Origin of the sequence: Nocardia neocaledoniensis (assembly GCF_029868625.1) — a bacterium.
GTDB classification, from domain to species: Bacteria; Actinomycetota; Actinomycetes; order Mycobacteriales; family Mycobacteriaceae; genus Nocardia; species Nocardia neocaledoniensis_A.
The window spans coordinates 12,817-38,462 of the sequence record NZ_JARWOJ010000344.1 but is presented as its reverse complement, the minus strand read 5'-3'; the positions used below and the strand labels follow the sequence as shown (position 1 = coordinate 38,462).

Below are 25,646 nucleotides of genomic sequence, written 5' to 3'. Positions count from 1 at the left end.
GCAGGTCAGGCGGTCGCGGCCGTCGTTTCGGCGGGCGCGACGCCGACGAGGTCGTCGAAGCGGGCGATCACTTTCTCGTGGTACAGCGCGAAGAGGTCCTCGAACAGGGCGAGCTGGGCCTCCGTCGGCGCCGACCCCGCGTCCCACACCGCCAGCAGCGCGCGCCAGACGAGCACGTGCAGATCGGGGGCGACCGCGAAGTACGCGGCGACCGCCTCCGGCACCTCGACGACCATGTCGGCCACCGAATTCAGCACGGCGCGTTGCATGCTCATCCCGAGCACGCCGAGCAGCCTGCGCACCAGAGCGATCTCCGCCTCGATGATGCGCACGTGGTCGGGCACGGACCGGCGCGCCAGCGCCTCCAGCTCGTCGACGGCGGCGGCCAGCTCAGCCGGGTCGAGCACCTTCTCCGCGTCGGTGTAGCCGAGCAGAGCCTCGAGCACGATGCCGCGCTCCACCTCGACGATGTCGGTGAACATCTCGGCGGCGACGGCGGGCGCGGTGACCGAGAACCGGAACAGATGCCGGTAGGCATCCATACCGCCCTCTTCCCTGACATCACGGATGGTGAAGCCCTTGCCGCGGCGCGCCTCGACGAAACCGTAGGACTCGAGCCTGCCGAGGGTGAGTTGCGCCGTGGCCCGGTTCATCCCGAACTCGTCGGCGACCTGGCGGACCGATGGCATGAGTTCGCCGGGCCGGTACTCGCCGGTGGCCACCCGGCGCGCCAACTCGTCGGCGACGTCGGCGACCACCGTCCGGGATCCCATCGAAACAACACCTCTCGGTCATCATCCGGTCACGTCCCAGACAGTTTATGCGCTGGAACGGCACCCCGCACGCGGCTGACCGCGCTGTGGGATGGTTCACGTCGCGCCGCCGATCACCGGTCGGAACCGACCGACCGGCTCGATCGGCAATCGTTCGGCAACATCGCCGAGGTTCGGTGACCGTCCGGGAATATCGCGGAATTCAGGCTGGCGTGGATCAGACAGCGTTGTGCGCCAGCGTGATTGAATGCGAAGGCAACCGGACAGCAAAACGACCCATGGAGGTTCTGTGCAGACCATTCGGCTCGCGGCCGGTTCCGTCGCCGCCCTCGCGGTGCTCACCGGTGTGTCCGGTTGCGGCAACGACAGTGAGGACGACCACTCCGCCCACCCGACCAGCACCACCAAGGCCGCGCCGACGACGACGCGAGCGAACCTCACCGGCACCGCTGCGCTGCCGTCACCGAGCCCGACCCATCCCCCTGCCCCAGAGCCGCCGCCGCTCGCCGACGTGAACTGCGGCCAGGTCACCGGCGGCAACGGCGGTACCGCCGAGGTGATCGCGTTCGTCTCCGCGGCGGGCAGGCCGGGCTGCACCGAAGCGTTCACCGTGGTCGCCGACTACCTCGGTACCCCGCGCGACGGGCAGGCCACCGCCGTCGACGGCTGGACCTGCGAGGCCCAGCCCGATACCGCCGTGCCGCACGTCTGCTTCAAGGACGGCCTGACCATCGGCCTGCGCGGGGACGCCGCGCCCGCCACCCCGCGGCCGCCGGTGACGACACCGATCCGCACCGTCGATCCGACCAAGCCGCCGGTCACCACCACCAGCGACGTGCCGCCGGTCCCGCCGCCGTACCCGGAGGACGTCAACTGCGGACCGGTGACGGACGCGGGCGGTGGTTCGCGCACCGTCATCGCGGTCGGCAACGCGGCGGGGCGGCCCGGCTGCACGGAGGCGATCACCGTGGCGACGACCTACGTCACCACGATCAGCCCCTCCGCCGCGATGACCGTCGACGGCTGGCGGTGCCACGCGCAGCAGTCGGCCGAGACGCCCTCGGTCTGTGAGAAGGACGGGCTGCTGATCGCCTTGCGCGCCGGCTGATCCCGGCCTCAGATCATGTTCTTCTCGCCCATCCAGCGCATCACCGGCCAGCCGAGCAGGACCGGGATCCAGCAGGTGAGCACGCGATAGAGCAGGACGGCGGGCACCGCGATCTCGGCGGGAACGCCGAAGGCGGCGAGACCACCGATCAGCGCCGCCTCGACCGCGCCGACGCCACCGGGTGTCGGCGCGGCCGAGGCCAGCGTGCCGCCGATCATGGTGACGATGGTGACGGCGACGAAATCCGTTCCGCCACCGAAGGCCTCCACGCTGACCCACAGCGTCAGCGCCTGGCCGAGGGTGATGGCGCCGCAGCCGCCGATGATCATCGAGAACCGGATCGGGTCGCGAACCAGGCCGGCCAGTTCGCCGAGCACCTCGCGCAATTGCGGCCGCACCGAATGATTCACCCACTTGCGCAGTTTCGGCACGAACATGAACGCGCCGATCAGACCGACGCCGACTCCGGCGGCCAGGTAGAGCACGGTCGCGTCCGGCACGATGTGCGCGAGATTGGTGGACGTACCCGCCACCACGCTGAAGATGACCAGCAGCACCAGGTGGGTGATCACCTGGGAGGACTGTTGCAGCGCCACCGCCGCCGTCGCGCCGATCGTCGTCATCCCGGCCTGGGTCAGGAAACGCACGCTCAACGCGAGACCGCCCACCCCGGCGGGCGTGGTGGTGGCGACGAAGGTGTTGGCCAGCTGTTCCAGGAACAGATCGCGAAACCGCACCACCCAGCCCGCGCACGCGCCGAGCGCCGCGGCCGCGCCGACATAGGTGACCGCCGAGATCAGCAGCCCGAGCAGGGCCCACCACCAGTTCAGTGTGCGCAGCTGGCTGAAGAAGGTCGGCACCTGACTGAAGAACGGATAGGCCACGTAGACCAGCGCGAAGAGCAGCACCAGCTGGATGATCTGGTTGCGGGTGAACCGGGTGAGCTGGGCGGCCTGGATGCGGTCGTGCCCGGTCTGCGCGCGGATCTCCTCACGCGCGGTGGCCATCACCTTGGTCCACTGCGGCACGGTCTTGCGGATGCCGTTCGGCATGGCCGATTTGGTGAGCCGCCGCGCCGCGGTGACGACAGCGGTCTCGCCGAGCACCTCGATCGCCGCCGACACGGCCTCGTGCTTGCCGTACAGCGAGGTCGTGGTGACGAGCAGCTGGGCGATGTCGGTCTGGCGCTGCGCGTCGGTGGCGCCGAACTCGGCGGCCGCGAAACCGCCGAACAGGGTGTCGCCCTGACAGACTCGCAGATAACCCGGTTGCAGGTCGCCGAGGCTGATCTGGTTCTCGTGCAACCGCAGCAGCGAACGCCACACACCGGGTAGCACCTGCGCCGACAGGGTCTTGATGAGGGTGCCGCGGGGCAGGGTGTGCGCGTAGAGCGTCCAGCCGCGGTCCAGGCTCGCCACCGCGATCTGATGTGAGTCGGCCATGCCGAGGTCGCCGATCGCGATGCCGAGCAGCGCGCGGTGTTCCACGGCGCGATGCATCGAGCCGTGCAGCGGCGCGGTTTCGCTGGAGCGGAAGGTGATCCAGCGCCACAGCTGTTTGATGGCGCCGAAGCTGCGCTGGTTCTTGCCGTACATCTCGACGATCAGTTCGGATTCGGGCCCGTCCACCTCGGTCGCCAGCAGCAGCGGCCCGCGCCCCGCGGGCCGGTCGACCCGGAAGGCCTTGACGGTGTAGCCGCGCCGGGCCAGCACCCGCACCGCCGCGTCCAGCGGCACCTCGAGCGCCGGCGTGCCGACGAGCCAGACGATCACGGCGCCGACCAGCCAGCCGACCACCAGCCCGAGCATGGCCCGCGCCGGGACCACCGAGCTCACCACCAGGTGGATCGGGGCGAACATCAACAGCAGGAACCACATCCAGCGCCGTGGCCGCACCGGCAGCCACGGGCTCGACACCGTGAGCATGGCGGCCAGCATCGCGATCCAGCGCGGGTCGTCGAGGAACTGCGACAGGAAGGTGTCGAACCGGTCCGGCACCGGCAGATGCCATTTCGGTGTGGAGATGCCGGAGCCGGTGATCGAGAGCGCGAGCACCGCGAGCAGCCCGGCGGCGGCGTACCCGGCGAGCAGCTTCCACTGCGCGCGCAGCACCAACTCGATGAAGATCGCGAACGGCAGGGCCAGGATCAGCATTCCGTAGACCAGGTACACCAGATTCGACTGATCCGGGCTGAGGATGCCGACGATGTTGGATACCGACCGCTCCAGCGCCAGCCACTCCGGCCGGGTGATCAGCGAACCCGCGATCACCACGCCGACACCGATCGCCGCCAGCACGACCCGGACGATGTCGCTGGTACGCCGGATCAGCGGCTGCAGGAGACTTCCCGTGACCGGAATCTCCCGACCGTCGACTCGCATGAGCCGCACGATACACACCGACACGCCGCCGACCCGCCGTGACATCGGACAATGTCGAGGTCGTGTCGGGCCTGGTGAGGCTGGTCACAGGCCATCACATCGAGGCGCTCGCGCCCGTCCAGGAAGCAGGGAAACACTCACCTCGCCGAAAGGAACTCTCATGCAGGTTCTGCTCGCCGGCGCCACCGGCGCCATCGGTCGCCCCCTGATCCGCGCGCTGACGGCCAACGGTCACCACGTGTCGGCCCTCGTCCGAAAGCCCGACTCCCATCCGCTGGTCCGCGAACTCGGCGCCGAGCCGATCACCGCCGACGTGCTCGACCGCGACGGGCTGCTGCGCGCGCTCGACGGCGTCGCGGCCGACGCGGTCATCCACGAGGCGACCGCGCTGCGCGACGCGAAGGTCCAGCGCCGGATCCCGGCCGACGATCCGACCGGGCTGCTGCGCACCGTCGGCACCGCCAACCTGCTCGCGGCGGCCGACCTGGTCGGCGCGCGACGCTTCATCGCCCAATCGCTGGTCCTCGGCTACGGCTACCACGACCACGGCGCGCGGCCGGTGACCGAACGCGACGAGTTCGGCGTCTACAACGGCGGCGTGGCCGACGAGGTGGTGCGCGCGTGCGTCGCCGGGGAGCAACAGGTGTTCGACGCGCCCGGGATCGAGGGAATCGCGTTGCGGTACGGGCTGTTCTACGGGCCGAGCGCGTTCAGCGATCTGTTCGCCGACATGATGCGCAAACACGCTCCGGTCGGCCCGCTCGGTGCCGGCGGGGTGAACACGTGGATCCACGTCGAGGACGCGGCCGCCGCGACGGTCGCCGCGCTCGAACGCGGCGTCGCGGGCCGTGCCTACAACATCGCCGACGACAACCCGATCGCCTGGCGCGAGTTCTTCGCGGAGGTGTCTCGGTCGCAGCGCACGCCCCGCCCGATCCGGCTGCCCGCGTGGATGATTCGGCTGGCCGTGCCGTACATCGGGGCGCTGATGTCCGACACGTCGATGCGGATCTCGAGCGAGCTGGCACACGAGGAACTGCACTGGCGGCCGCGCTATGCGAGCGTGTCGGCGGGCCTGACCGCGCGCTCAGCGCAGCGGTAGGCAGGGTCGCGCGGCGGTCAGTGTGGGGCGCGGGCGGCGACCGCGGCGCGGTCGTGGCCGGGGATGAGTTCGATGTCGGCGGGTAGGGCATGCAGGCGGTGGACGACCTCGAAGGCCGCGTCGCGGTCGGCGTCGACGAGCTGGCCCGGCATCGGCGCCTTCTCCCGCAACAGTTCGACCTGGAGCCGGCTCCACACCGCGTCGCCCGCCAGCAGGACGCGGGTGCCGTCGTCGACGGCGAGCAGGATGCCGACGCTGCCGGGCGTGTGCCCGGCCAGGTCGACCAGCACGACCGAGCCGTCGCCGAACAGGTCGTGGCTGCGGGCGAAGGTGAGTACGGGTGGACCGTCGAGTTCGTAGAGGTCGAACACCCGGCCGCGCAGGGGCCCGCGGGCGACGCCGAGCGGCGGATGCGATCCGCCCATCGCCCAGCGGTATTCGACATCGGGGACCCGGATCGGCACCCAGCCCGGCAGTTCGTACAGGCCGGAGACGTGGTCCCAGTGCAGGTGGGTCGGCAGCACGAAGTCGATGTCGGCGCCGGTCAGGTCGTGCGCGGCGAGCAACTCGCTCAGCCCGTGCACCGGCCCGTCCGGCGCCACGAACACCGGGACCGGGAACGGCAGTTCGGGCAGCACCCGATCGTGCACGCCCGTGCAGACCGCGGCGTCGACGAGGAAGGTGGCCGAGGGGTGGCGCACCAGGAAGCTCGACATGGTCATCGGGGTCGAGCGCAGGGTCCGCGCGCCTTCGGCAACGAGTGCCGTCGGCGCGGACAGCTCGGCCTGCATGAGGGCGACCAGTTCGACGGTCGCTCCCGCCGCCGGCGCCGGTGCCTGCTCCAACCCGGACAGGAACGCGGTATCGGCCGGGCGCGGCCACAGCATGCGCGGGACCGTCGCGGCGGTGGCGACGCAGCAGGCGAGAAGCGTCGACAACATCGGCCCGCACTCACCCATATCTGCCACCGTAGGCGATCCGCGCCCACGGCGACCACCACAATCTCCGGCCACCGCCCGCGCATACCGATCGCGCAAACAATCGACAACATCCAGCTACCGGCCCGCTGACGCCGCGCGCGCGGCGGATGATGATCCGATGGCAGAGCAAATCATCCAGGTGCAGTGGAAGGACGCCCCGGAGGAGCACGACTATCCGGCCGCCGCCGACTATCTCGACCTGCTCGGCGACGCGCAGGTCGTCGCGGCGATCGTGGCCGAACTCCGGAGCGCGCCGGTGGTCGTGAAGAAGGCGAAGGACATCCTGCGCGCCTCGCGCCTCGACGCCCTCACACCCGACAATCCGCATGTGCGCAAGGACCTGCTCAAGATCAACGAGGGCAAGCGGCTCTCGCCGATCCTGCTCGTGCGCGGCGACTGCCGACGGAATGTGCCGATGCTGATCGCCGACGGCTACCACCGGGTGTGCGCGCTGTACTTCGCCGACGAGAACGCGGAGATCCCGGCCAAGATCGCCGCGATGCCGTGACCTTCACGACCCTGGCGCTGGTGGTCGCGCTCGGGCTGCTCGGGCCGCTGCTCGCCTTGCCGAAACGGCTGCGTCTGCCGGTCATCCTCGGTGAGCTGTTGGCCGGAATCATCTTCGGCACCACGGGTTTCGGGATACTCGACGCCGAGGACCCGGTCTTCGTCTTCCTGGCCGACATGGGTTTCGCGCTGGTGATGTTCGCGGCCGGCACCCATGTGCCGGTCCGCGATCCGGCGGTGCGCGGCGCGCTCGGCGCAGGCATCGTGCGGGCCGCGCTCGTCGGTGTGGTCGCCGCGGGCGCGGGCTGGGCGGTGGCGCAGGCCTTCGGCACCGGACATGCCGCGATCTACGCGGTGCTGCTCGCGTCGTCCTCGGCGGCGATGGCCTTGCCGATCATCGATTCGCTGGGTTTGGCCGGCCCGCCGGTGCTGGCGCTCACCGCGCAGGTCGCCATCGCCGACACCGCCTGCATCGTGGCGCTGCCGCTGGTGATCGATCCCGGCAACGCGCTGCGGGCGGCGGTCGGCGCGGTGGTGATCGCGGCCTGTGCCGGGGTGATGTTCCTGATTCTGCGGTATCTGCAGAAGACCGGTGCGCAGCGTCAGGTGCACGAGGTCTCGGAGGAACGGAAGTTCACACTCGAACTCCGGGTGAGCCTGGTCCTGGTGTTCGCGCTGTGCGGAGTGGCGAGCGCGCTGCACGTGTCGATCATGCTCGGCGGCTTCGCGGCCGGTCTGGCCGTGGCCGGGGTGGGTGAGCCGCGGCGGGTGGCCAAGCAGGTGTTCGCGATCAGTGACGGTCTGCTGGCGCCGCTGTTCTTCGTCTGGCTCGGCGCCCGGCTCGATCTGCGCGAACTCGGCGAGCACCCGCGACTGATCCTGCTCGGGCTCGCGCTCGGGTTCGGCGCCGTCGCGGTGCACTGCGCGGCCCGGATACTCGGGCAGCCGGTGGCCTACGGCGCACTGGCGGCGGCTCAGATCGGCGTACCGGTCGCGGCGGTGACGGTGGGCAGTCAGCTCGGCGTGCTGGTCCCGGGCGAAGGTTCGGCGATCATGCTGGCCACCCTGTGCACGATCGCGATCGCGACGATCGCGGCGAGCAGGCTCGCGGCGAAGACGGCACCCTAGTCGGCGCGACCCATCAACCGATCGGTCTCGCGCCGTTCGCGTTTCGTCGGCCTGCCCGCACCGCGATCACGCTGTGGAATGGCGGCGAGGACTTCCTTCGGCGGCGGGGGCGGGCTGCGGTCGATCATGCACTGCGCGGCGATCGGTGGTCCGACGCGCTTGTGGATGATCCGCTCGACGACGACGATGCGTTCGATACCCGCGTGCCGGATCCTGACCTCGTCGCCGAGTTTCAGCTGATGCGCCGGTTTCACGGTCACACCGTTGACACGCACGTGCCCGCCGCGACAGGCTTCCGCCGCGGCCGAGCGCGTCTTGAACAACCGCACCGCCCAGATCCACGAATCGACACGGGCCTGGGTGACGGAGCGTTGTTCGGCGGGGCTCACCCCTTAGACGATACGGCGAGCCGTGACGACGTCGTCGGCGCTGAGCTGGGTGTAGGACACCGGGGTGCCCGACTGCACAGCGTTGAGCAGCTGACCGTTGCCGGCGTAGATGCCGACGTGGCCGCCACCGTTGGTGATGACGATGTCACCGGCCTGCAGGTTGTCGAACGACACCGGCGCGCCGACGTGCGACTGCTCGAAGCTGGTGCGCGGCAGTTCGATGCCTGCCTGACGGTAGGCCCACTGCACGAGGCCGGAGCAGTCGAAGCTCGAGGGGCCGGCGGCACCCCAGCTGTAGACGGCGCCGAGCTTGGTCCGCGCTGCGTCCAGGGCGATGTTGCCCGCGGACTGCTGCTGCTGGAACGGATTGTCGAAGTTCACGCTGGGCAGCTGCGGAGCGGCCTGGCCCTGCGGAGCAACCATGGCCTGGAGCTGCTTCTCCACCTGCTGCGCCGGCTGCTCGAGCTCGGGCGGCAGATCGAAGTTACCGAGGCCGGGAATGTTGATCGTGGCAGCCTGCGAAATCGCGGGCATCGCACCGGTCGTGGCGGCCACCGCACCCATGACGAGTGCACCCTTGACGGAATTCGGCAGTCGAGAATCCCGCTGCAAGCTGTGTTTACCCACCGAGACGAGTCTCCGATCTTGCTACTCCACCACCGGTGTCGGGATCGCTTGGCGACTACGACGATTCGGCGGTGACTCAATGGCGCCGCTCCTCTGACGAAGCGACAGACTCCACTAAGTCACGAGAAGATTACGGCCTGTGATGCATGGTGTCCAGCCAACCGCGCAAGTCTTTTTCCCGCGTCGGCGAAAGCCCTGAACACGGGCGCGCGCCCGGCGTGTCGGCGCGCGTAACGACTACATCTCCCGAGCTGCCCCCTGCGTTATCAATGGCGGTTGTTGCGCGGCTGGGCCGCCTGCTCCAGCTCGGCGATGCGGGTGCGGGCGTCGGCCAGGTCGACCTCGAGCCGGCCGAGCGCCATGACCAGCGGGCCGAGGGCGACGGCCGCGATCGCCTCCGGGTCGTCGTAACCGGAGGCGATGAGAGCCAGCACATCGCGGCGGATCGTGTCGGCCAGATACGCGTTCTCCGGCAGCGCCCAGCCCGCCACGATCTCGGCGAAGGAAGGGGGCATCGCGTCGCGACCGCCATTGCGGGATTCGTCGAACATGCCGCTCCGTTCTCGTTCCACTCGCTCGTCTCGGCTTCGATAGCAGTATCTAGGACGCAGCGCAGACTTACCGAGATTCTGCCGCGCGAACGCGCTACGGTTGTCCGGCATGGACCCCGTGCGCAATCCATACGCTCCCGGCGCCGGTCAACGTCCGCCCGAACTGGCCGGGCGCGACAAGCAACTCGCCGCCTTCGACATCGTGCTGGAACGGATCGCGCGCGGCAGACCGGAGCGCAGCGTGATGCTCACCGGCCTGCGCGGTGTCGGAAAGACCGTGCTGCTCAACCAGCTTCGCTCGGCCGCGATCTCGCGCGGCTGGGGCACCGGCAAGATCGAGGCGCGGCCGGACCAGGATCTGCGCCGCCCGCTGTCCTCGGCGCTGCACATGGCGGTGCGCGCGATCGCGATGGCGCATCGCAACCCCGAGCGCGTCGACGACTTCCTCGGCATCCTCAAGGCCTTCGCCCTGCGTGCCACCGCGGACAAGGGCATGCGCGAACGCTGGCAGCCCGGCATCGATGTGCCCGCGGTGACCGGCCGCGCCGATTCGGGTGACATCGAGATCGACCTGATCGAGCTGTTCAAGGAGGCCGCGGCGCTGGCCGCCGATATCGGCGTCGGCATCGGCATCTTCATCGACGAGATGCAGGATCTCGGTCCCACCGACGTGTCCGCGATCTGCGGCGCGTGCCACGAGCTGAGCCAGGACGGCGCGCCGCTGATCGTCGTCGGCGCCGGGCTGCCGCATCTGCCCGCGGTGCTCTCGGCGTCCAAGAGTTACTCGGAGCGACTGTTCAGTTATCACCGCATCGACCGGCTGGACCGGGAGTCGGCCGATCTCGCTCTGATCGTTCCCGCCGAACGGGAGGAGGTGAAGTTCACCGAGGACGCGCTCGACTCGCTGTACCAGAAGGCCGACGGTTACCCGTATTTCGTGCAGGCCTACGGCAAGGCGGCCTGGGACCAGGCGCCGGACAGCCCGATCAGCGCCGAGGACGTCGAGGTGGCCTCGCCCACCGCCGAGGAGGAGCTCGCCGTGGGCTTCTTCGGGTCGAGGTACGAGCGCGCCACGCCCGCCGAGCGCGAGTACATGCGGGCGATGGCCGATCTGTCCGGCGACGACGGACCGGTGGCCACCGCCGCGGTCGCCGCCGAGCTGGGCCGCAAGCCCGCGTCGGTCTCGCCGGCGCGGGACGGGCTGATCAAGAAGGGGCTGATCTATTCGGCCGAGCGCGGCACGATCGGGTTCACGGTCCCGCATTTCGGCCGATATCTCCGGAGCGTATAGCTCTCTGCGATCTTCTACCGTTTGATCTAGATATAGATAGAAGGTCCTCGAGACCGCCGATCTCACGACGATCTACAAATATCTAGCCTAGACACTAGAGAACCGAATACTTTCCTGCATAACGGTCCAGCCGCCTCCGGATTCGGTTGCGCATCAGCTGCGTAACGCGAGGATTGACGGGCTAACGCCTCGGAAATCTGTCCCGAAACACGGGTACACCACGAGCAGGGAGGCGGGATGTCGATCCATGAGGGCCGCCGCGCCACCGTCACCGCCGACGACGGCACACCCATCGCTGTCCGCGTCACCGGCGCCGACACCGCCGCACTGACCGTCGTCTTCGTGCACGGCCACTGCCTGCACACCGAATCCTGGTCCATCCTGCGTGAGCACCTGCTGCGGCACTGGGGCGCCGAGGTGCGGATGGTCTTCTACGACCACCGCGGTCACGGCGAATCCGGCCACGCCGACCACGCGACCTACACCATCGACCATCTCGCCACCGACCTCGACGCGGTCCTGCGAGCCGTCGCGCCGGCCGGCCCGGTCGTGCTGGTCGGGCATTCGATGGGCGCGATGGTGCTGCTCGCCTACGCCCGGCTGTTCCCGGCCGCGATCGGCGAGCGCGTCGCCGGGATCGGATTGATCGCGGGCGCGGCGGGCGGCATCACCGAGGTCGGGCTCGGCAGGCTGCTCAACCGGCACACCGTCGCCTCGCTACAGCGGGCCGTGGTGCGCGCCCCACGGGTGATGCAGGCGTCGAAACGCTTCTCCCGCTGGGTTTTCGGACCGCTGCTGCGCGAGGCGAGCTCGGGCACCGGCCGGGTGAACCGGCGGGTCGCCGCGGTCGCGACCGCGATCCTCAGCGAGACCCCGCTGCTGACGATGGCGGGCTTCCTCAGCTCGCTGCTCACCTTCGACGAGGCGCACACGCTGCCGCGCCTCGGCACGCTGCCCACGCTGGTGCTGGCCGGTTCCGCCGACCTGATGGTGCCGTTCACGCACTCGGTGGTGCTGGCCTCGCAACTGGCGAGCGCGGAACTGGTGCGGATCGAGGGCGCCGGGCACAGCGTCATTCTCGAGCGGGCCGAAGAGGTCGCCACCTCGATCGCCGCGCTGGTCGAGCGAGCGACGGCGGACGCGCGCGGCCGGTACGCCGTCGCGGGCTGAGACGCCATGGTTACCGGACGGCAATCCCGGAATCCTGGCCAACTTCGGGCGTAAACCGAAAAGCTCGGTTATTGTGGTGGAGATCACGTTGTGTGGTGAGTCACACGACTCGGTGCAGTGCGGCCCGGGGTTTCACGGGCGTGCCAGGTGATCCGATGAGTCGGTCCGCCCGCCGTATACACAGGAGGTAACGATGACACGCAGCGACATCGCGGAACTGCGCTACGCGGTCGGTCAACTCCGGCAATCGATCGGCGCACTGCGCACCAACTACGGCGACGCGGCCACCGTGCGCCGGCTGGAGAACGACCTCGAGCGGTTGGTCATCGATGCCGAGGAGTTCGAGCAGGCCCCACCGCCGGAGCTCGCCACGCCACGGCGATCCGAACCGATCTACGTCCCCGACAGCAAGTCCGACGAGGCGGCCTGGATGGGCGCACAGGACGAGGGTCTCGGCTTCCACTCGCGGCCGCGAACCAAGTAAGAAGACCTGTTCACCGGCGCGGCGGTCCTGCCACCCAGGGCCGCCGCGCCGACCCCTGTCAGGCGCGGTGCCGACCGAACCGCTTGGCGCGGACCCCGTGGAAGCGCGCGCCACGTGGGGCCTCGCCCGGCTCCGCGAAATCGGCGGACTCGAACAGCGCCGCGATCCCGTGGTCGTGGCCGAGCGCGATGGCCTCCAGGCCGTACCGGCCGCCCGTGCGGCCCAATTCGTGCAGCATCGTCGTCATGATCCGCAGGCCGGTGGCACCGACCGGGTGCCCGAGCGCGATGTCGGAACCGTTCACATTGAGCCGCTCGTGCGGGTCGAGGTCCCATTCGGCGGCCAGTGCCAGCACCTCGACGGCATACCCCTCGTTGATCTCGAGCAGGTCGATCTCGTCCAGCGCGCAACCGGTGCGGCCGAGCAGTTTGGCCACCGCGGGCGCGGCGCCGAGAGTGGGGCCGTCGCTGTCGCAGCCCGCCGCCGCCCAGCCTGCGAGGAACGCCATCGGTGTGAGACCCAGTTCGGACAGCCGGTCCTCGGCGACCACCAGGCAGGCCGACGCGCCGAGCCGATGCGCGCTCATATTGCCGACGGTGACGACACCGTGCTCGAGCAGCGGCCGCAAGGCGGCCAGGGTGTGGGTGGACAGGTCCTCGCGCACGCCCTCGTCACGGCGGATCTGATGCTCGAGCGACCCGGCGGCGACCGCGACCGGCACCACTTCGGCCCCGAACGCGCCCTGCCGCCAGGCCCGTGACGCCTTGCGGTGACTAGCGGCCGCGAACTCGTCGGCCGCGATGCGGTCGATGCCGTAATACCTGGCCAGCCGCTCGGCGTTGCGCAATCCAGAGGCGCCGCCGGGCGGTTGCGCCGTCGTCGTCGCGCATTCGACGCCACCGGCGACGACCACGTCGGCCGCGCCGGTCTGCACCATCATCGCCGCGGTGATCACCGCCTGCAGGCCACTCCCGCTGTGCCGGTCGGTGAGGAATCCCGGCACCGACAACGGCAGTCCGGCGCCGCGTGCGGCCAGCGCGCCGAGCGCGGGCACCCCGGCGAGCCCGCCGCCGACGCAGGCCATCGCGACGTCCTCGACGCGGAGCGGATCGATGCCGGACCGTTCGAGCACCGCCGACAACACGGTCGTGGCCAGCCACTCCGCGGGCATCCCCGACAGCGCCCCGCCCTCGATGCCACTCGGCGTGCGGACGGGCGCCACGATCGCCGCTCTTCTCATGCCCACAGGGCACCACACGTTTGTTGCACCGGCGTGACCGCCCGTCACGGCAGTGACGGCTGTGACAGAGATCACCGGGCCGGGCGGCGAGCGGATGCGTGGGACCCGACTCGAGCGGCTCGAACACAGGCGTATGGTGCTCCACATCACAATCCATCGCGGTGGGGAATGATCAACCGCCGCCACCTGACGATCAGCGAGGCATCCACGTGAGTGCCGCACCGACAACCACCCCGTCGACCGGAACCGGCGTCTTCGGCAAGACGCGCGCCCGCATCGCCGCGCGCACGCTGCGCACCGACCGCTGGTGGCTACCTCCCCTGCTCACCGCGCTCGGACTCGGCGCCTTCGTCGGCTACGCGACGATCAGATCGTTTGTGCGCACGGCCTATTGGGTGCCGCAGTACCACTATCTGACGCCGTTCTACTCGCCGTGCCTCAGCGATTCGTGCGCGCCGGGGTCGAGTCATTTCGGCACACCGTTCGGCGAGCTGCCCATGTGGATCCCGCTCGGGTTCGTGGTGCTGCCGTTCCTGCTCGGCTTCCGCCTCACCTGCTACTACTACCGCAAGGCCTACTACCGGTCGGTGTGGTTCTCCCCGCCCGCCTGCGCGGTCGCCGAGCCGCACGCGCGCTACACCGGGGAGTCGCGGCTGCCGCTGATCATCCAGAACTCGCATCGCTACTTCTTCTATGTGGCGGTGGTGGTCTCGCTGATCAACACCTGGGACGCGATCACCGCGTTCCACGGCGAGAGCGGCGGTTTCGGTTTCGGGCTAGGCAACATCGTGCTGCTGATCAATGTCATCCTGCTGTGGGCGTACACGCTGTCGTGCCATTCGTGCAGGCACATCGCGGGCGGCAGGCTCAAACACTTCTCCGCGCATCCGGTGCGCTACTGGTTCTGGACCCAGGTCTCCAAGCTCAACACCCGCCACATGGCGCTGGCCTGGACCACCCTCGGCACCCTCGTGCTCACCGACTTCTACGTGATGTTGGTTGCGAGCCAGACCATTTCGGACCTGCGGTTCGTCGACTGAATCGCGTCTACTCGAGGAGCTTGTTCACCCATGTCAGAGCTGGAACAGCACGACTACGACGTCGTGGTGATCGGGGCGGGCGGCGCCGGCCTGCGCGCCGTGATCGAGGCACGCGAGCAGGGCCTTTCGGTCGCGGTGGTGTGTAAGTCGTTGTTCGGCAAGGCGCACACCGTGATGGCCGAGGGCGGCTGCGCGGCCTCGATGGGCAATGCCAACGAGAAGGACAACTGGCAGACCCATTTCAAGGACACCATGCGTGGTGGCAAGTTCCTCAACAACTGGCGGATGGCCGAACTGCACGCCCGCGAGGCCCCCGACCGCGTGTGGGAGCTGGAAACCTATGGCGCGCTGTTCGATCGGACGCCGGACGGACGGATCAGCCAGCGCAACTTCGGCGGGCACACCTATCCGCGCCTGGCGCACGTCGGCGACCGGACCGGCCTGGAACTGATCCGCACCATGCAGCAGAAGATCGTGTCGCTGCAGCAGGAGGACTTCGCCGCCACCGGCGACTACGAGGCCAGGATCAAGGTCTTCGCCGAGTGCACCATCACCGAGCTGCTCACCGAGAACGGCCGCATCGCGGGCGCTTTCGGGTACTGGCGCGAGTCGGGCGGGCTGGTGCTGTTCAAGGCGCCCGCCATCGTGCTGGCCACCGGCGGTATCGGCAAGTCCTACAAGGTGACGTCGAACTCCTGGGAGTACACCGGCGACGGCCACGCGCTGGCGCTGCGTTCGGGCGCGACCCTGATCAACATGGAGTTCCTGCAGTTCCACCCGACCGGCATGGTCTGGCCGCCCAGCGTGAAGGGCATCCTGGTCACCGAGGGCGTGCGCGGTGACGGCGGCGTGCTGAAGAACTCCGACGGCAAGCGGTTCATGTTCGACTACATCCCGCCGGTGTTCAAGGGCCAGTACGCCGAGACCGAGGCCGAGGCCGATCAGTGGTTGCGCGACAACGATTCCGCGCGCCGCACCCCCGACCTGCTCCCCCGCGACGAGGTCGCCAGGGCGATCAACGAGGAGGTGAAGGCGGGCCGCGGCACCGAACACGGCGGCGTTTACCTCGACATCGCCTCCAGGATGCCCGCCGAGGAGATCGTGCGCAGGCTGCCGTCGATGCATCACCAGTTCAAGGAGCTGGCCGATGTCGACATCACCGCCGAGCCGATGGAAGTCGGTCCGACCTGCCACTACGTGATGGGTGGTATCGAGGTCGACCCGGATACCGGAGCCGCCGTTGTACCCGGATTGTTCGCCGCCGGCGAGTGTTCCGGCGGTATGCACGGCTCGAACCGGCTCGGCGGCAACTCGCTGTCGGACCTGCTGGTGTTCGGCAGACGGGCCGGGCTCGGCGCGTCGGCCTACGTCCAGCAGCTCACCGAGCGCCCGGTCCCGGCGCCCGCCGACATCGAGGCGGCGACGAAAACCGCGCTGGCACCGTTCGATCCGCCCGCCTCGGGCACCGGCGAGAACCCTTACACCCTGCACAGCGAGTTGCAGGAGACGATGAACGACCTCGTCGGCATCATCCGCAAGGAACACGAGGTGCGCGAGGCCATCGAGAAATTGGCCGAGCTGCGCGCCAGGTACGCCGAGGTGACGGTGCAGGGGCAGCGGCAGTTCAACCCGGGCTGGCATCTGGCGCTCGACCTGGCGAACATGCTGCTGGTCAGCGAGTGCGTGGCCGAGGCGGCGCTGCTGCGCACCGAGAGCCGCGGCGGGCACACCCGCGACGACCATCCCGGCATGAACCCCGACTGGCGCAACAAACTGCTGGTCTGCGCGCTCGATCCGGCGACCGCGGATCGGCGGGTACCCGGCATCACCGTCACCCCGGCCGATCAGACGCCGATGCGCGAGGACCTGCTCGCCCTGTTCGAACTGAGCGAACTCGAGAAGTACTACACCGAGCGGGAACTGGCCGATCATCCGGCCGCGGGCTCGGTCGAAGGAGAGGCGTAGCGATGGGATACGACGCCCGGTTCCGGGTCTGGCGCGGCGACATCGACGGCGGTGGTCTCGAGGACTTCACGGTGCTGGTGAACGAGGGCGAGGTGGTGCTCGACATCATCCACCGCCTGCAGGCCACCCAGGCACCGGATCTCGCGGTGCGCTGGAATTGCAAAGCGGGCAAATGTGGTTCGTGCTCGGCCGAGGTGAACGGCAGGCCGCGGCTGCTGTGCATGACCCGGATGTCGACCTTCACGCCCGACGAGGTGATCACGGTGACGCCGATGCGCACCTTCCCGATCATCAAGGATCTCGTCACCGACGTCTCGTTCAACTACGAGAAGGCCAGGGAGATCCCCTCTTTCACGCCGCCCGCCGGACTGGCGCCGGGCGCGTACCGGATGAAGCAGGTCGATGTGGAGCGCTCCCAGGAGTTCCGCAAGTGCATCGAGTGCTTCCTGTGCCAGAACACCTGCCACGTGGTCCGCGATCACGAGGACAACAAGCAGGCCTTCGCCGGGCCGCGCTATCTGATGCGCGTGGCCGAGCTGGAGATGCATCCGCTCGACACCGCCGATCGGCGCGAGATGGCCCAGGAGGAAGCGGGTCTGAGTTACTGCAATATCACCAAATGCTGCACCGAGGTCTGCCCGGAGCACATCAAGATCACCGACAACGCGCTGATTCCGTTGAAAGAACGGGTCGTCGACCGTAAATACGATCCTATTGTGTGGCTGGGTAACAAACTGTTCCGGAGATGAACGGAAACGCTGCGGGGCACGAGGCCCCGCAGCGACCGCTCCTACAACACAGCTACAGTCCCTACCGCGACTAATCCGACCAGTAATCCGATGAACAGCGCGCCGAGAAACGAGCCGGTGAGCACGAAGATTCCGATCGCGGATACCGCGAAAAGCAGTATCACGATCAGGCGCTCCACACCGTCCTCAGGCGCCAGCCTCCGGTACCGGGGTGGCATTTTCTTCAACCCTCGGTCCATGTACATGGGCTACCCGTCCGGACCTTGATCCAAACGTGATCAAGGGCGATCGAACTCGCCGTCGTGCACGCCCGCGGTGAAGGCCGACCATTCACTCGGGGTGAAGATCAACACCGGTCCCTCGGGATTCTTGCCGTCGCGCAGGGCCACATAGCCGTCGTCGAGCATGGCCACCTCGACGCTGCTGCCCACACCCGCGGCCCCGGCGCGCAGCCAGGTGGCGCCGGTGGTGTCGATGGCGCGCTTGCTGTTCACCGGGCGCCCAGCGCGCAGGCGAACGCGCCGCTGTCGATACCGGCGGTGAACGCGTCCCAGCTCGGTCCGTCGAAGACCAGCGCCGGTCCGGCCGGGTTCTTGCTGTCGCGCACGCCGACGCGCCCGCCGTAGAGGAACGCGACTTCGACGCAGTCCTTGTCGGCACCGCTGCGGGTGCTCTTGAACCAGTGCGCGTCGACGAGATCGAAACTCATGCCACATACTCCTTCGCGACCCGCCGCAGCAGGTCTCTGCTCGGTTGAATATCCAGCGCATGACGCTGGAGGCACTCGTGAGCCCGGTCGTACCTGCTGACATCAGCGCGTCGTTCCAGGTAGAGATCGCCGGTGAAGCCTTCGGCGTACACCACCGGCGGTTCGACCGGTTGCCCTTTGCTGTCGGCGCCGAACTCGAGAACCGTGAAAGGTCCGGTGGAGACTCCGAGTGGAACACCGGCGGCAAACGGCAGGATACGCAGTGTCACATTGCTTCGGGTACTCGTGTCGGCAAGGTGTCGCAACTGCGCAGCCATCACCTTCGCATTACCGACGAGCCGATGCAATACCGATTCGTGCAGAACCACATCGATCTCGGCGGGCGATTGCTTGCGGGTGATCAGCGCCTGCCGTTGCAGCCGCAGGGCGACTCGCCGATCGATTTCGTCGGCCGAATCCCGGGGATACGCCAGCTGATTCAGTGCGCGGGTGTATTCGGCGGTTTGCAACAGACCGAGGACGAGTTCGGACTGATAGGGCCGGAGCCGGTGCGCGGAAACCTCCAATCCCAGGTATATGTCGAAGTTTTCGGGAATCAGATCGCCGTACGCGTGCCACCAGCTCTTGACGGCCGCCTGCTGCGCGAGTCCGGTCAGACCCTCCGCCATCGCTTCCGGGATGCCGTAGATCCGGCACAGTTCCTGGATGTCGATGGTGCGGATGCGGTCGGCCTGACCCTTTTCCAGGCGCTGGAGGGTACTGGCGCCCCACTCCATCAACTTGGCCGCTTCGGCGATGGTCATCCCCGCCTGGGTACGCCAATCCCGTAGGTAGCGGCCCAATTGACGGCGCGGCAGGGTCGAGGAGACTCCCGTCTGCCCGCCGGTTCCGATCGATGCGTTCGCTGCCACAGCCCCACTCCTCCTGTGTTCGCGACCTGCCCGGCGTCCTCAGCCCCGGTCCGGCGGTCGACGTCGTCCACTATGGGGAATCCTGCACCCCTCTTTGGATGTTGTGCTGGGAATTCGGCGCTAAACATCGGGATCGGCGTGTACTCCCCGATAGCCGGGTGGTTGCGTGCTCTGCTTGGCGTATGCAATTGAGCGATGTGAACATGCATATTGCCGCTGCACTACTCGGTTGCGGTACCGATCCGGGGCCGATGGACGCCGAACAGGCCCATGCCGCAATGCAATTGCACCTCGACTGCACGGTGGACGAGTGCCGGGTGCGCAGGCGTGCCCGCACGACACTCGTCGACGCGGGCCACTGTGTCCTCGACCAACGGGCCCTGCGTTAGTGGTGCCGGTGATCGGTGATCGGGGTGCGCGGACCGAACTTCGGTTTGTGCGCCTGGCCGCTCAGCGCGAGCAGCCGCACCGCGCGATAGCGGTGTGGGCGTAGGGGTTCCAGGTACTCGACCATCGCGTCGTCGTCGATCGGACGCCCCAGCAGGCTCCAGCCGACGGTCGCGGCGAGATGGTAGTCGCCCACCGAGAGTGCGTCGGCGTCGCCGAAGGCGCGCTGCGCGGTCTCGGCAACCGTCCAGACACCGATGCCGGGCAGGCTGCGCAACCGGCGCGCGGCCTCGTCGGGGGCGATGGTGGCGGTGCGCTCGATCGCGTCGGCCACCCGCGCCGCGCGCACGATCGTCTGCGCGCGCTGCGGCCCGACATTGGCCCGGTGGAACTTCCAGGACGGAACGCGGCGCCAGGTCTCGGCATCGGGCGCGACCATCAGTCCGGCCGGGGCGGGACCGGGTGCCTTCGTCCCGAACTCGCGAACCAGGGCGCGGTAGGACGCGAACGAGGACTTGGTGTGCACCTTCTGCTCGAGGATGGCGGGGACCAGCGCCTCGAACACCAGACCGGTCCGCAACATCCGCAGGCCGGGCACCACGCGATGGGCTTCGACCAGCTTGGGATGCTCGGGAGTGAAGTCGTCGAGGTCCTCTTCGAGGCACAGCATCCGGTCGAGGCCGTCGAGGAATTCCGCGGCGCCGGGGCCCCAGGCATCGGCGCGGGCACCGTCACGACCATCTTGGACGAGCCGGTAGGTCACCACGCCGCTCGGCATCCGGGAGGCATGCCAGTGGGCGCCGTCGCGGTCGATGTGGTGGCACGGGTCTCCGCCGCCACGGCGCAGCGGGATGATCGTCAGCCCGACGTCGAACGGCCTGCTCGAGCGAACGGTCCTGGAGAGCCCGGCCGAGGCCGGGTCCGCATCGAGGGTCTGTTCGCGCACCCGCCTATTCTGCGCCACCCTCGGCGCGCCGATGCGCATTCGTAATATTCGCCACGTCGGCGGCGATATCGGTGATGTCGGCAAACAGTCGGCATCCGGGCTCGACGTGGGAGGTAACCGATGATCACCAACGCAATCAACTGGCTGCTGGCGGCGTGGGGCAGCGGGTCGGCGGGCAGCTCGGGGTACCAGCTCGCACCGGGGACCCTGCCGCACGGCAGCTGATGCGCCCCGATGCCTAGCCGCGCCTGCTCGGGGGTTGGTGCGCATCGAGGAGGTAGGTCGCCAGCGCTGTGCCCTCGGTGCCGGCCAGCTGAGCGGCCTGGGTTCGGCAGGAGAAGCCGTCGGCGAGGAAGGTCGCGCCGTCGGGTGCCGCGCGCAGGGCCGGGAGCAGGGCGTTCTCGGCTACCGCGACCGAGACCTCGTAGTGGCCGCGCTGCATGCCGAAGTTACCGGCCAGCCCGCAGCACCCGGCCAGTTCCGCCACTGTGACACCCATGGCGGCCAGCAGTTCGCGTTCGGCCGCGAATCCGCCGACCGCGTGCTGGTGACAGTGCGGCTGCACGACCACCGTCTCCCCCTCGCGGCGCGGCGGCTGCCAGCCGGGCTGGTCGAGCAGGAATTCGGCGAGCGTGCGCATCGACACGGCGACCTGGGCGGCACGCGGGTCGTCGGGGAGCAGTTCGGGCAGGTCGGCCCGCAGCGCGGCGGTGCAGGACGGTTCGAGTCCGATGATCAGGCCGCCCGCGCCGACATGGTCGGCCACGGCGTCCACCGTCGCGCGCAACCGCTTGCGCGCACCATCGAGCTGACCCGTGGTGATCCAGGTCAGGCCGCAGCAGACCCGCCGTTCCGGAATCCGGACCCGATACCCGAACTGCTCGATCAGCAACACCGCCGCCAGCGCGTTCGCGGGGTCGAACGAGTCGGTGAACGAGTCGACCCACAGCATGATCGTGGCCGTCGGTGTCGGTAGAGCTCGGTCGTCGGCGGTGGCGGCGGGCGGCAACAGGTGCTGGTGGGGGGATTCCACCAGGGCGAGCGCTGCCGGTCGGGTGCGGCTGTTGCCGCCGAGGTCGTGCCAGATGCGGCGGAACGGGGTCGGCGCGAGGGTGGGCGTTTCGCGGCGCGGGTCGATGCCGACCGCGCGCATGGCGGGGCGACGGAGCACGGCGCGGGCGGTGAGTGCGTTGACCAGGCGTGGAAGGCGTTGGGCCGCAGCGAGCCAGCGGGGGAGTTGGCCGAGCAGGTAGTGCTCGAGTGGGCGTGGTCGGCCCTGGTAGCGGCGGTGGAGGGCCTCGGATTTGTAGGTCGCCATGTCCACCCCCGCCGGACAGTCCGAGGCGCAGGCCTTGCACGACAGGCACAGGTCCAGGGACTCCTCGACCGCCGGTGCGCGCCAATCGAGTTCGCCGCGCACCACTTCTTGCAGCACGCGGGCGCGACCGCGGGTGGTGTCCTTCTCATCGGCGGTGGCCAGGTAGGACGGGCACATGAAACCACCCGCCGCGCGAGTGTCCGCGCGGCACTTGCCGATTCCTACACATCTGTGCACAGCTGTGGACAGATCGCCGGAGTCGTCGGTGAGGGCGAAGCCGCCGGAGGGGAGCAGCGAACGCAGATCGGCCACCCGCAGGTCGGTATCCACCGGATGCGGGGCGACGAGCACGCCCGGATTGAGGATGTCGTCGGGATCGAACAGCGCCTTGAAGCCCGCGAAAGCGGCTCGGGCGGCGGGGGAGTACATGACCTCGAGCAGTTCGGAACGCGCTCTGCCGTCACCGTGTTCGCCGGAGAGCGAGCCTCCGTGACGCACAACGAGTTCGGCCGCGTCGAACAGGAAGGAGCGAAAACGCCGGGGTGCGTCGGCGATCGGGAGATCCAAACGCACATGAATACAGCCGTCGCCGATGTGACCGTAGAGCAATCCGTCGACACCGTATTCGTCGGTGAGCGCGTCGAATTCGCGCAGATAGGCGCCCAGGCGTTCGGGCGGGACGGCGGCGTCTTCCCAGCCCGGCCACGCCGGCTGCCCCTCGGGCGTCCGTCCGGCCAGGCCCGCGCCGTCGGCACGGATACGCCAGAGTGCCGCGGTGGCACCGGGATCGGTGACGATGCGGTGGTCGTCCGCACCGGCTTCCCGGCACAGGCGCTCGGCGGCCGCCAGTGCCTCGGCGGCGCTGTCACCCGCGGTTTCCACGAAAAGCCAGCCGCGTCCGCGTGGGAGCTCGGGCACTGTCCCGCGATGAGCGCGAACACGGTCGACCAGTCCGGCGTCGATGCCCTCGACGGCGATCGGCGCGCACCGCAGCACGGCGGCGACATCGTCGGCCGCCGTGGCGATGTCGGGATAGCCGAGCACCGTGAGAACCGTCGCCCCCGGCAACGGCGTGAGCTCGACCTCGGCCTCGAGCAGCAGGCCGCAGGTGCCCTCCGTGCCGACGAAGGCACGTGCGATCGACGAACCACGTTCCGGCAGTAGATGTTCCAATCCGTATCCGGAGGCCTGCCGATCGAATCTGCCGAGCTCCGTGCGCAGTACCGCGAGCTGGGCGGCGGTGAACTCGGCCAAACCGGGGACAGCGGGCGCGTCGGCGCCGAGCACCCGATGCTCGCCGGTCCCGTCGACAACGCGCAGCGACCGCACGGTGTCGGAGGTCCGGCCCCAGGCCAGCGCGTGCGGACCACAGGCGTTGTTGCCGATCATCCCGCCCAGCGTGCAGCGATCCTGGGTGGACGGGTCGGGGCCGAAACGCAGACCCGAGGGCCGCAGCTGTCGTTGCAGGTCGGACAGCACGACACCGGGCTGGACCACCGCCGTGCGCGCGGCCGCGTCGACCGCCCGCACGGCGCGCATGTGCCTGCTGAAATCGAGCACGATGCCGGGGCCCACCGCGTTGCCCGCCACCGAGGTGCCGCCACCGCGCGCGGTCACCGCGAGGCCGTTCGCTCTGGCGAAGGTCACCGTCGCCGCGACATCGGAATCCTCGCGGGGGAAGACGACGACGGTGGGCCGGACGCGATAGTTGGAGGCGTCCGAGGAATACTCCGCGCGGCGGCGCACCGAGGCGTCGACCGCGCAGGAGACCCGGGCCCGCAGGGCATCGGCCACCAGCTCCGCACTCCGGTTGTCGTCCACCGGACCAGCCTATTCGGCCCCGGTCGCCGATATTCCGGCCGCCGTTTCGCTGTCCGCTGAACAGGTCGCGAGCGGAAAGTATTTGCGATCAACCTTTGTTGAGGTTCTAGTGTCGGTGGCCTGGAGTTCGATGGGTGGGGAGCGAAGAGGAGTGCGGCAGTGAGTATCGAATCGGTGGCCTACAGCCAGATGTACCGGCGGGCGAACGCGCCGGAGGAGGAGCGGCCCTTCAGCCTGTCCACCGCGCGTCGCATCCTGCGCTTCGCCGAGGCCCACTGGCGCCGGATCTCGGCGTTCCTGCTGCTCAGCGTCGTGGCCGCCGTGCTCGGCGTGGCGACGCCGGTGCTCGCGGGCCGGGTCGTCAACGACATCGTGGCCGGCTCGGCGCCGCGCACGGTCGTGCTGCTCGCCCTCGCCATCGCGGGTCTGGCGGTACTCGACGCGGCCCTCGGCATCGTGATCCGGTGGCTGTCCGCCCGGATCGGTGAGGGCCTGATCCTCGACCTGCGCACCGCCGTGTTCGACCACGTGCAGAAGATGCCGGTCGCGTTCTTCACCCGCACCAGGACCGGCGCGCTGGTGAGCAGGCTGAACAGCGATGTGATCGGCGCGCAGCGGGCGTTCAGCGACACCCTGTCCGGCGTGGTCACCAACATCGTGACGCTGGCGCTCACCCTCGCGGTGATGCTCAGCATCTCCTGGCAGATCACCCTGCTCGCGCTCGTCCTGCTGCCGGTCTTCGTGATCCCGGCGCGCCGCGCGGGCAACCGCCTGGCCGCCATGCAGCGCGAGGCCGCCCAGCTCAACGCGGCCATGAGCACCCAGATGACCGAGCGCTTCTCCGCGCCGGGCGCCACGCTGGTGAAGCTGTTCGGCAGGCCGAAGCAGGAGTCGGCGGAGTTCGCGGTGCGCGCCACCCGGGTGCGCGACATCGGCGTGCGCACGGCCATGCTGCAGACCACCTTCGTCACCTCGCTCACCCTGGTCTCCGCGCTCGCGCTGGCGCTGGTCTACGGACTCGGCGGCTGGTACGCGCTGCGCGGCAGCCTCGACGCCGGTTCGGTCGTCGCCCTGTCGCTGCTGCTGACCAGGCTCTACACCCCGCTCACCGCACTGGCCAGCGCGCGTCTGGAGATCATGTCGGCACTGGTGAGCTTCGAGCGGGTGTTCGAGGTGCTGGATCTGAAGCCGCTGATCGAGGACGCTCCCGACGCGACCCCGGTGCCCGAGGGCCCGGTGGCGGTGGAACTCGACGCGGTGAACTTCGGCTACCCCTCGGCCGACAAGGTCTCGCTGGCCTCGCTGGAAGACGTCGCGACCCTGGACAGCCGCGGCGGTGTGGAGGTGCTGCACGAGGTGTCGTTGCGGGCCGAGCCAGGCCAGCTCGTCGCCCTGGTCGGTTCCTCGGGCGCGGGCAAATCGACCATCGCCCAGCTGGTTTCGCGGCTCTACGACGTGGACTCCGGCGCGGTCCGGCTCAACGGCGCCGACGTGCGCGAGCTGACCACCGAGTCGATCCAGCGCACCGTCGGCCTGGTCACCCAGGACGGGCATCTGTTCCACGACACGATCCGCGCGAATCTGCTGCTCGCCAGGCCGGAGGCCACCGAGGAAGAACTGTGGGACGCGCTGGAACGGGCGCGCCTGCGCGACCTGGTCGCCTCGCTCACCGACGGCCTCGACACCGTCGTCGGTGAACGCGGCTACCGGCTCTCCGGCGGTGAACGACAGCGACTGACCATCGCGCGCCTGCTGCTCAAACAGCCACGCGTGGTGATCCTCGACGAGGCCACCGCCTCCCTGGACTCGACCTCGGAGGCCGCGGTCCAGGAGGCGCTCACCGAGGCGCTGCACGGCCGCACCGCGCTGGTGATCGCGCACCGGCTCTCGACCATCCGCGCGGCCGATCAGATCATCGTCCTCGAGCAGGGCCGCATCGTGGAGCGCGGCACCCACGCCGATCTGCTCAACGCCGACGGCCGCTACGCCGAGCTCTACCGCACCCAGTTCGCCGACGACCCGGTCCCCACAGCCGCCTGAGTACTGCTAGCATTGATGTCATTGCTAGC

At 69.2% G+C, this 25,646-nt stretch carries 25 protein-coding genes; 12 read left to right on the top strand and 13 right to left on the bottom strand.

Annotated features, from left to right (window positions below; genetic code table 11):
• Nucleotides 1-5: 5 nt before the first annotated feature.
• On the bottom strand, nucleotides 6-773 hold the full coding sequence (locus tag QH270_RS26635) for a GntR family transcriptional regulator (RefSeq protein ID WP_280346807.1): 768 nt from the start codon (nucleotides 771-773) through the stop codon (nucleotides 6-8).
• Between the two features lie 289 nt (nucleotides 774-1,062).
• Here QH270_RS26635 and QH270_RS26630 point away from each other — a divergent pair, with 289 nt between their 5' ends.
• Nucleotides 1,063-1,881, top strand: coding sequence for a hypothetical protein (locus QH270_RS26630; protein ID WP_280346806.1), 819 nt, complete (start codon nucleotides 1,063-1,065; stop codon nucleotides 1,879-1,881).
• Nucleotides 1,882-1,889: 8 nt separating this feature from the next.
• Here the strand turns inward: QH270_RS26630 and QH270_RS26625 are convergent, their stop codons facing one another.
• Nucleotides 1,890-4,262: a lysylphosphatidylglycerol synthase transmembrane domain-containing protein gene (locus QH270_RS26625; RefSeq protein WP_280346805.1), complete on the bottom strand. Its 2,373-nt coding sequence runs from the start codon at nucleotides 4,260-4,262 to the stop codon at nucleotides 1,890-1,892.
• A gap of 160 nt (nucleotides 4,263-4,422) precedes the next feature.
• Between QH270_RS26625 and QH270_RS26620 the strand changes: the two genes are divergently transcribed.
• Complete coding sequence (locus tag QH270_RS26620) at nucleotides 4,423-5,364, top strand: NAD-dependent epimerase/dehydratase family protein (RefSeq protein ID WP_280346804.1); 942 nt, start codon at nucleotides 4,423-4,425, stop codon at nucleotides 5,362-5,364.
• 17 nt (nucleotides 5,365-5,381) lie between these two features.
• On the opposite strand, the gene QH270_RS26615 is transcribed toward QH270_RS26620, so the two are convergent.
• Nucleotides 5,382-6,323, bottom strand: a complete 942-nt coding sequence (locus QH270_RS26615) for an MBL fold metallo-hydrolase (protein ID WP_280346803.1) — start codon at nucleotides 6,321-6,323, stop codon at nucleotides 5,382-5,384.
• A 151-nt stretch (nucleotides 6,324-6,474) separates the two neighbouring features.
• Here QH270_RS26615 and QH270_RS26610 point away from each other — a divergent pair, with 151 nt between their 5' ends.
• Nucleotides 6,475-6,852 carry a hypothetical protein gene (locus tag QH270_RS26610; protein WP_280346834.1) on the top strand — a complete coding sequence of 126 codons (378 nt, stop codon included), beginning with the start codon at nucleotides 6,475-6,477 and terminating at the stop codon, nucleotides 6,850-6,852.
• Complete coding sequence (locus QH270_RS26605; RefSeq protein ID WP_280346802.1) at nucleotides 6,849-7,979, top strand: cation:proton antiporter; 1,131 nt, start codon at nucleotides 6,849-6,851, stop codon at nucleotides 7,977-7,979. The genes QH270_RS26610 and QH270_RS26605 overlap by 4 nt, the downstream gene beginning before the upstream one ends.
• Here the strand turns inward: QH270_RS26605 and QH270_RS26600 are convergent.
• From QH270_RS26600 to QH270_RS26590, 3 genes are all read right to left on the bottom strand, one after another.
• Nucleotides 7,976-8,368, bottom strand: a complete 393-nt coding sequence (locus QH270_RS26600; protein WP_280346801.1) for an RNA-binding S4 domain-containing protein — start codon at nucleotides 8,366-8,368, stop codon at nucleotides 7,976-7,978. The two genes, QH270_RS26605 and QH270_RS26600, sit on opposite strands and share 4 nt — an antisense overlap.
• A 3-nt stretch (nucleotides 8,369-8,371) precedes the next feature.
• Nucleotides 8,372-8,932, bottom strand: coding sequence for a C40 family peptidase (locus QH270_RS26595; protein ID WP_110037859.1), 561 nt, complete (start codon nucleotides 8,930-8,932; stop codon nucleotides 8,372-8,374).
• Between the two features lie 329 nt (nucleotides 8,933-9,261).
• A complete protein-coding gene (locus QH270_RS26590; protein WP_280346800.1) occupies nucleotides 9,262-9,546 on the bottom strand; it encodes a hypothetical protein in 285 nt (94 codons plus the stop codon).
• Nucleotides 9,547-9,655: 109 nt separating this feature from the next.
• Between QH270_RS26590 and QH270_RS26585 the strand changes: the two genes are divergently transcribed.
• The 3 genes from QH270_RS26585 to QH270_RS26575 all read left to right on the top strand — a co-directional run bounded on the left by QH270_RS26585 (nucleotide 9,656) and on the right by QH270_RS26575 (nucleotide 12,491).
• Entirely contained in the window at nucleotides 9,656-10,837 is a 1,182-nt protein-coding gene (locus QH270_RS26585; RefSeq protein ID WP_280346799.1) for an AAA family ATPase, read from the top strand.
• Nucleotides 10,838-11,074: 237 nt separating this feature from the next.
• On the top strand, nucleotides 11,075-12,007 hold the full coding sequence (locus QH270_RS26580) for an alpha/beta fold hydrolase (protein ID WP_280346798.1): 933 nt from the start codon (nucleotides 11,075-11,077) through the stop codon (nucleotides 12,005-12,007).
• A 193-nt stretch (nucleotides 12,008-12,200) separates the two neighbouring features.
• Nucleotides 12,201-12,491 (top strand): hypothetical protein, encoded by a 291-nt coding sequence (locus tag QH270_RS26575; RefSeq protein WP_110037863.1) that lies wholly within the window; start codon nucleotides 12,201-12,203, stop codon nucleotides 12,489-12,491.
• A gap of 58 nt (nucleotides 12,492-12,549) precedes the next feature.
• Here the strand turns inward: QH270_RS26575 and QH270_RS26570 are convergent, their stop codons facing one another.
• Complete coding sequence (locus QH270_RS26570) at nucleotides 12,550-13,731, bottom strand: acetyl-CoA acetyltransferase (protein ID WP_280346797.1); 1,182 nt, start codon at nucleotides 13,729-13,731, stop codon at nucleotides 12,550-12,552.
• A 209-nt stretch (nucleotides 13,732-13,940) separates the two neighbouring features.
• Here QH270_RS26570 and QH270_RS26565 point away from each other — a divergent pair, with 209 nt between their 5' ends.
• Genes QH270_RS26565 through QH270_RS26555 form a run of 3 tightly spaced genes read left to right on the top strand, consistent with a single transcriptional unit; the run spans nucleotide 13,941 to nucleotide 17,485 of the window.
• A complete protein-coding gene (locus tag QH270_RS26565) occupies nucleotides 13,941-14,771 on the top strand; it encodes a hypothetical protein (RefSeq protein ID WP_280346796.1) in 831 nt (276 codons plus the stop codon).
• A 30-nt stretch (nucleotides 14,772-14,801) separates the two neighbouring features.
• Nucleotides 14,802-16,736: a fumarate reductase/succinate dehydrogenase flavoprotein subunit gene (locus tag QH270_RS26560; protein ID WP_280346795.1), complete on the top strand. Its 1,935-nt coding sequence runs from the start codon at nucleotides 14,802-14,804 to the stop codon at nucleotides 16,734-16,736.
• A gap of 2 nt (nucleotides 16,737-16,738) precedes the next feature.
• Entirely contained in the window at nucleotides 16,739-17,485 is a 747-nt protein-coding gene (locus tag QH270_RS26555; RefSeq protein ID WP_280346794.1) for a succinate dehydrogenase/fumarate reductase iron-sulfur subunit, read from the top strand.
• 41 nt (nucleotides 17,486-17,526) lie between these two features.
• Here QH270_RS26555 and QH270_RS26550 read toward each other — a convergent pair whose 3' ends face one another.
• From QH270_RS26550 to QH270_RS26535, 4 genes are all read right to left on the bottom strand, one after another.
• Nucleotides 17,527-17,664, bottom strand: coding sequence for a hypothetical protein (locus QH270_RS26550; RefSeq protein ID WP_280346793.1), 138 nt, complete (start codon nucleotides 17,662-17,664; stop codon nucleotides 17,527-17,529).
• Between the two features lie 99 nt (nucleotides 17,665-17,763).
• A complete protein-coding gene (locus QH270_RS26545) occupies nucleotides 17,764-17,979 on the bottom strand; it encodes a DUF397 domain-containing protein (protein ID WP_280346792.1) in 216 nt (71 codons plus the stop codon).
• Nucleotides 17,976-18,194, bottom strand: a complete 219-nt coding sequence (locus QH270_RS26540) for a DUF397 domain-containing protein (protein ID WP_232995861.1) — start codon at nucleotides 18,192-18,194, stop codon at nucleotides 17,976-17,978. The genes QH270_RS26545 and QH270_RS26540 overlap by 4 nt, the downstream gene beginning before the upstream one ends.
• Nucleotides 18,191-19,105, bottom strand: coding sequence for a helix-turn-helix domain-containing protein (locus QH270_RS26535; protein WP_280346791.1), 915 nt, complete (start codon nucleotides 19,103-19,105; stop codon nucleotides 18,191-18,193). Before QH270_RS26535 ends, QH270_RS26540 begins: the two co-directional genes overlap by 4 nt.
• Nucleotides 19,106-19,287: 182 nt before the next feature.
• On the opposite strand from QH270_RS26535, the gene QH270_RS26530 reads away from it, so the two are divergent.
• Nucleotides 19,288-19,494: a hypothetical protein gene (locus QH270_RS26530; RefSeq protein WP_280346790.1), complete on the top strand. Its 207-nt coding sequence runs from the start codon at nucleotides 19,288-19,290 to the stop codon at nucleotides 19,492-19,494.
• Here QH270_RS26530 and QH270_RS26525 read toward each other — a convergent pair.
• Nucleotides 19,491-20,438: a DNA-3-methyladenine glycosylase family protein gene (locus QH270_RS26525; protein WP_280346789.1), complete on the bottom strand. Its 948-nt coding sequence runs from the start codon at nucleotides 20,436-20,438 to the stop codon at nucleotides 19,491-19,493. The two genes, QH270_RS26530 and QH270_RS26525, sit on opposite strands and share 4 nt — an antisense overlap.
• A 238-nt stretch (nucleotides 20,439-20,676) precedes the next feature.
• Nucleotides 20,677-23,577: an FAD-binding and (Fe-S)-binding domain-containing protein gene (locus QH270_RS26520; protein ID WP_280346788.1), complete on the bottom strand. Its 2,901-nt coding sequence runs from the start codon at nucleotides 23,575-23,577 to the stop codon at nucleotides 20,677-20,679.
• Nucleotides 23,578-23,766: 189 nt separating this feature from the next.
• On the opposite strand from QH270_RS26520, the gene QH270_RS26515 reads away from it, so the two are divergent.
• Nucleotides 23,767-25,617 carry an ABC transporter ATP-binding protein gene (locus QH270_RS26515; RefSeq protein ID WP_432420433.1) on the top strand — a complete coding sequence of 617 codons (1,851 nt, stop codon included), beginning with the start codon at nucleotides 23,767-23,769 and terminating at the stop codon, nucleotides 25,615-25,617.
• The last annotated feature ends 29 nt before the right edge of the window (nucleotides 25,618-25,646 follow it).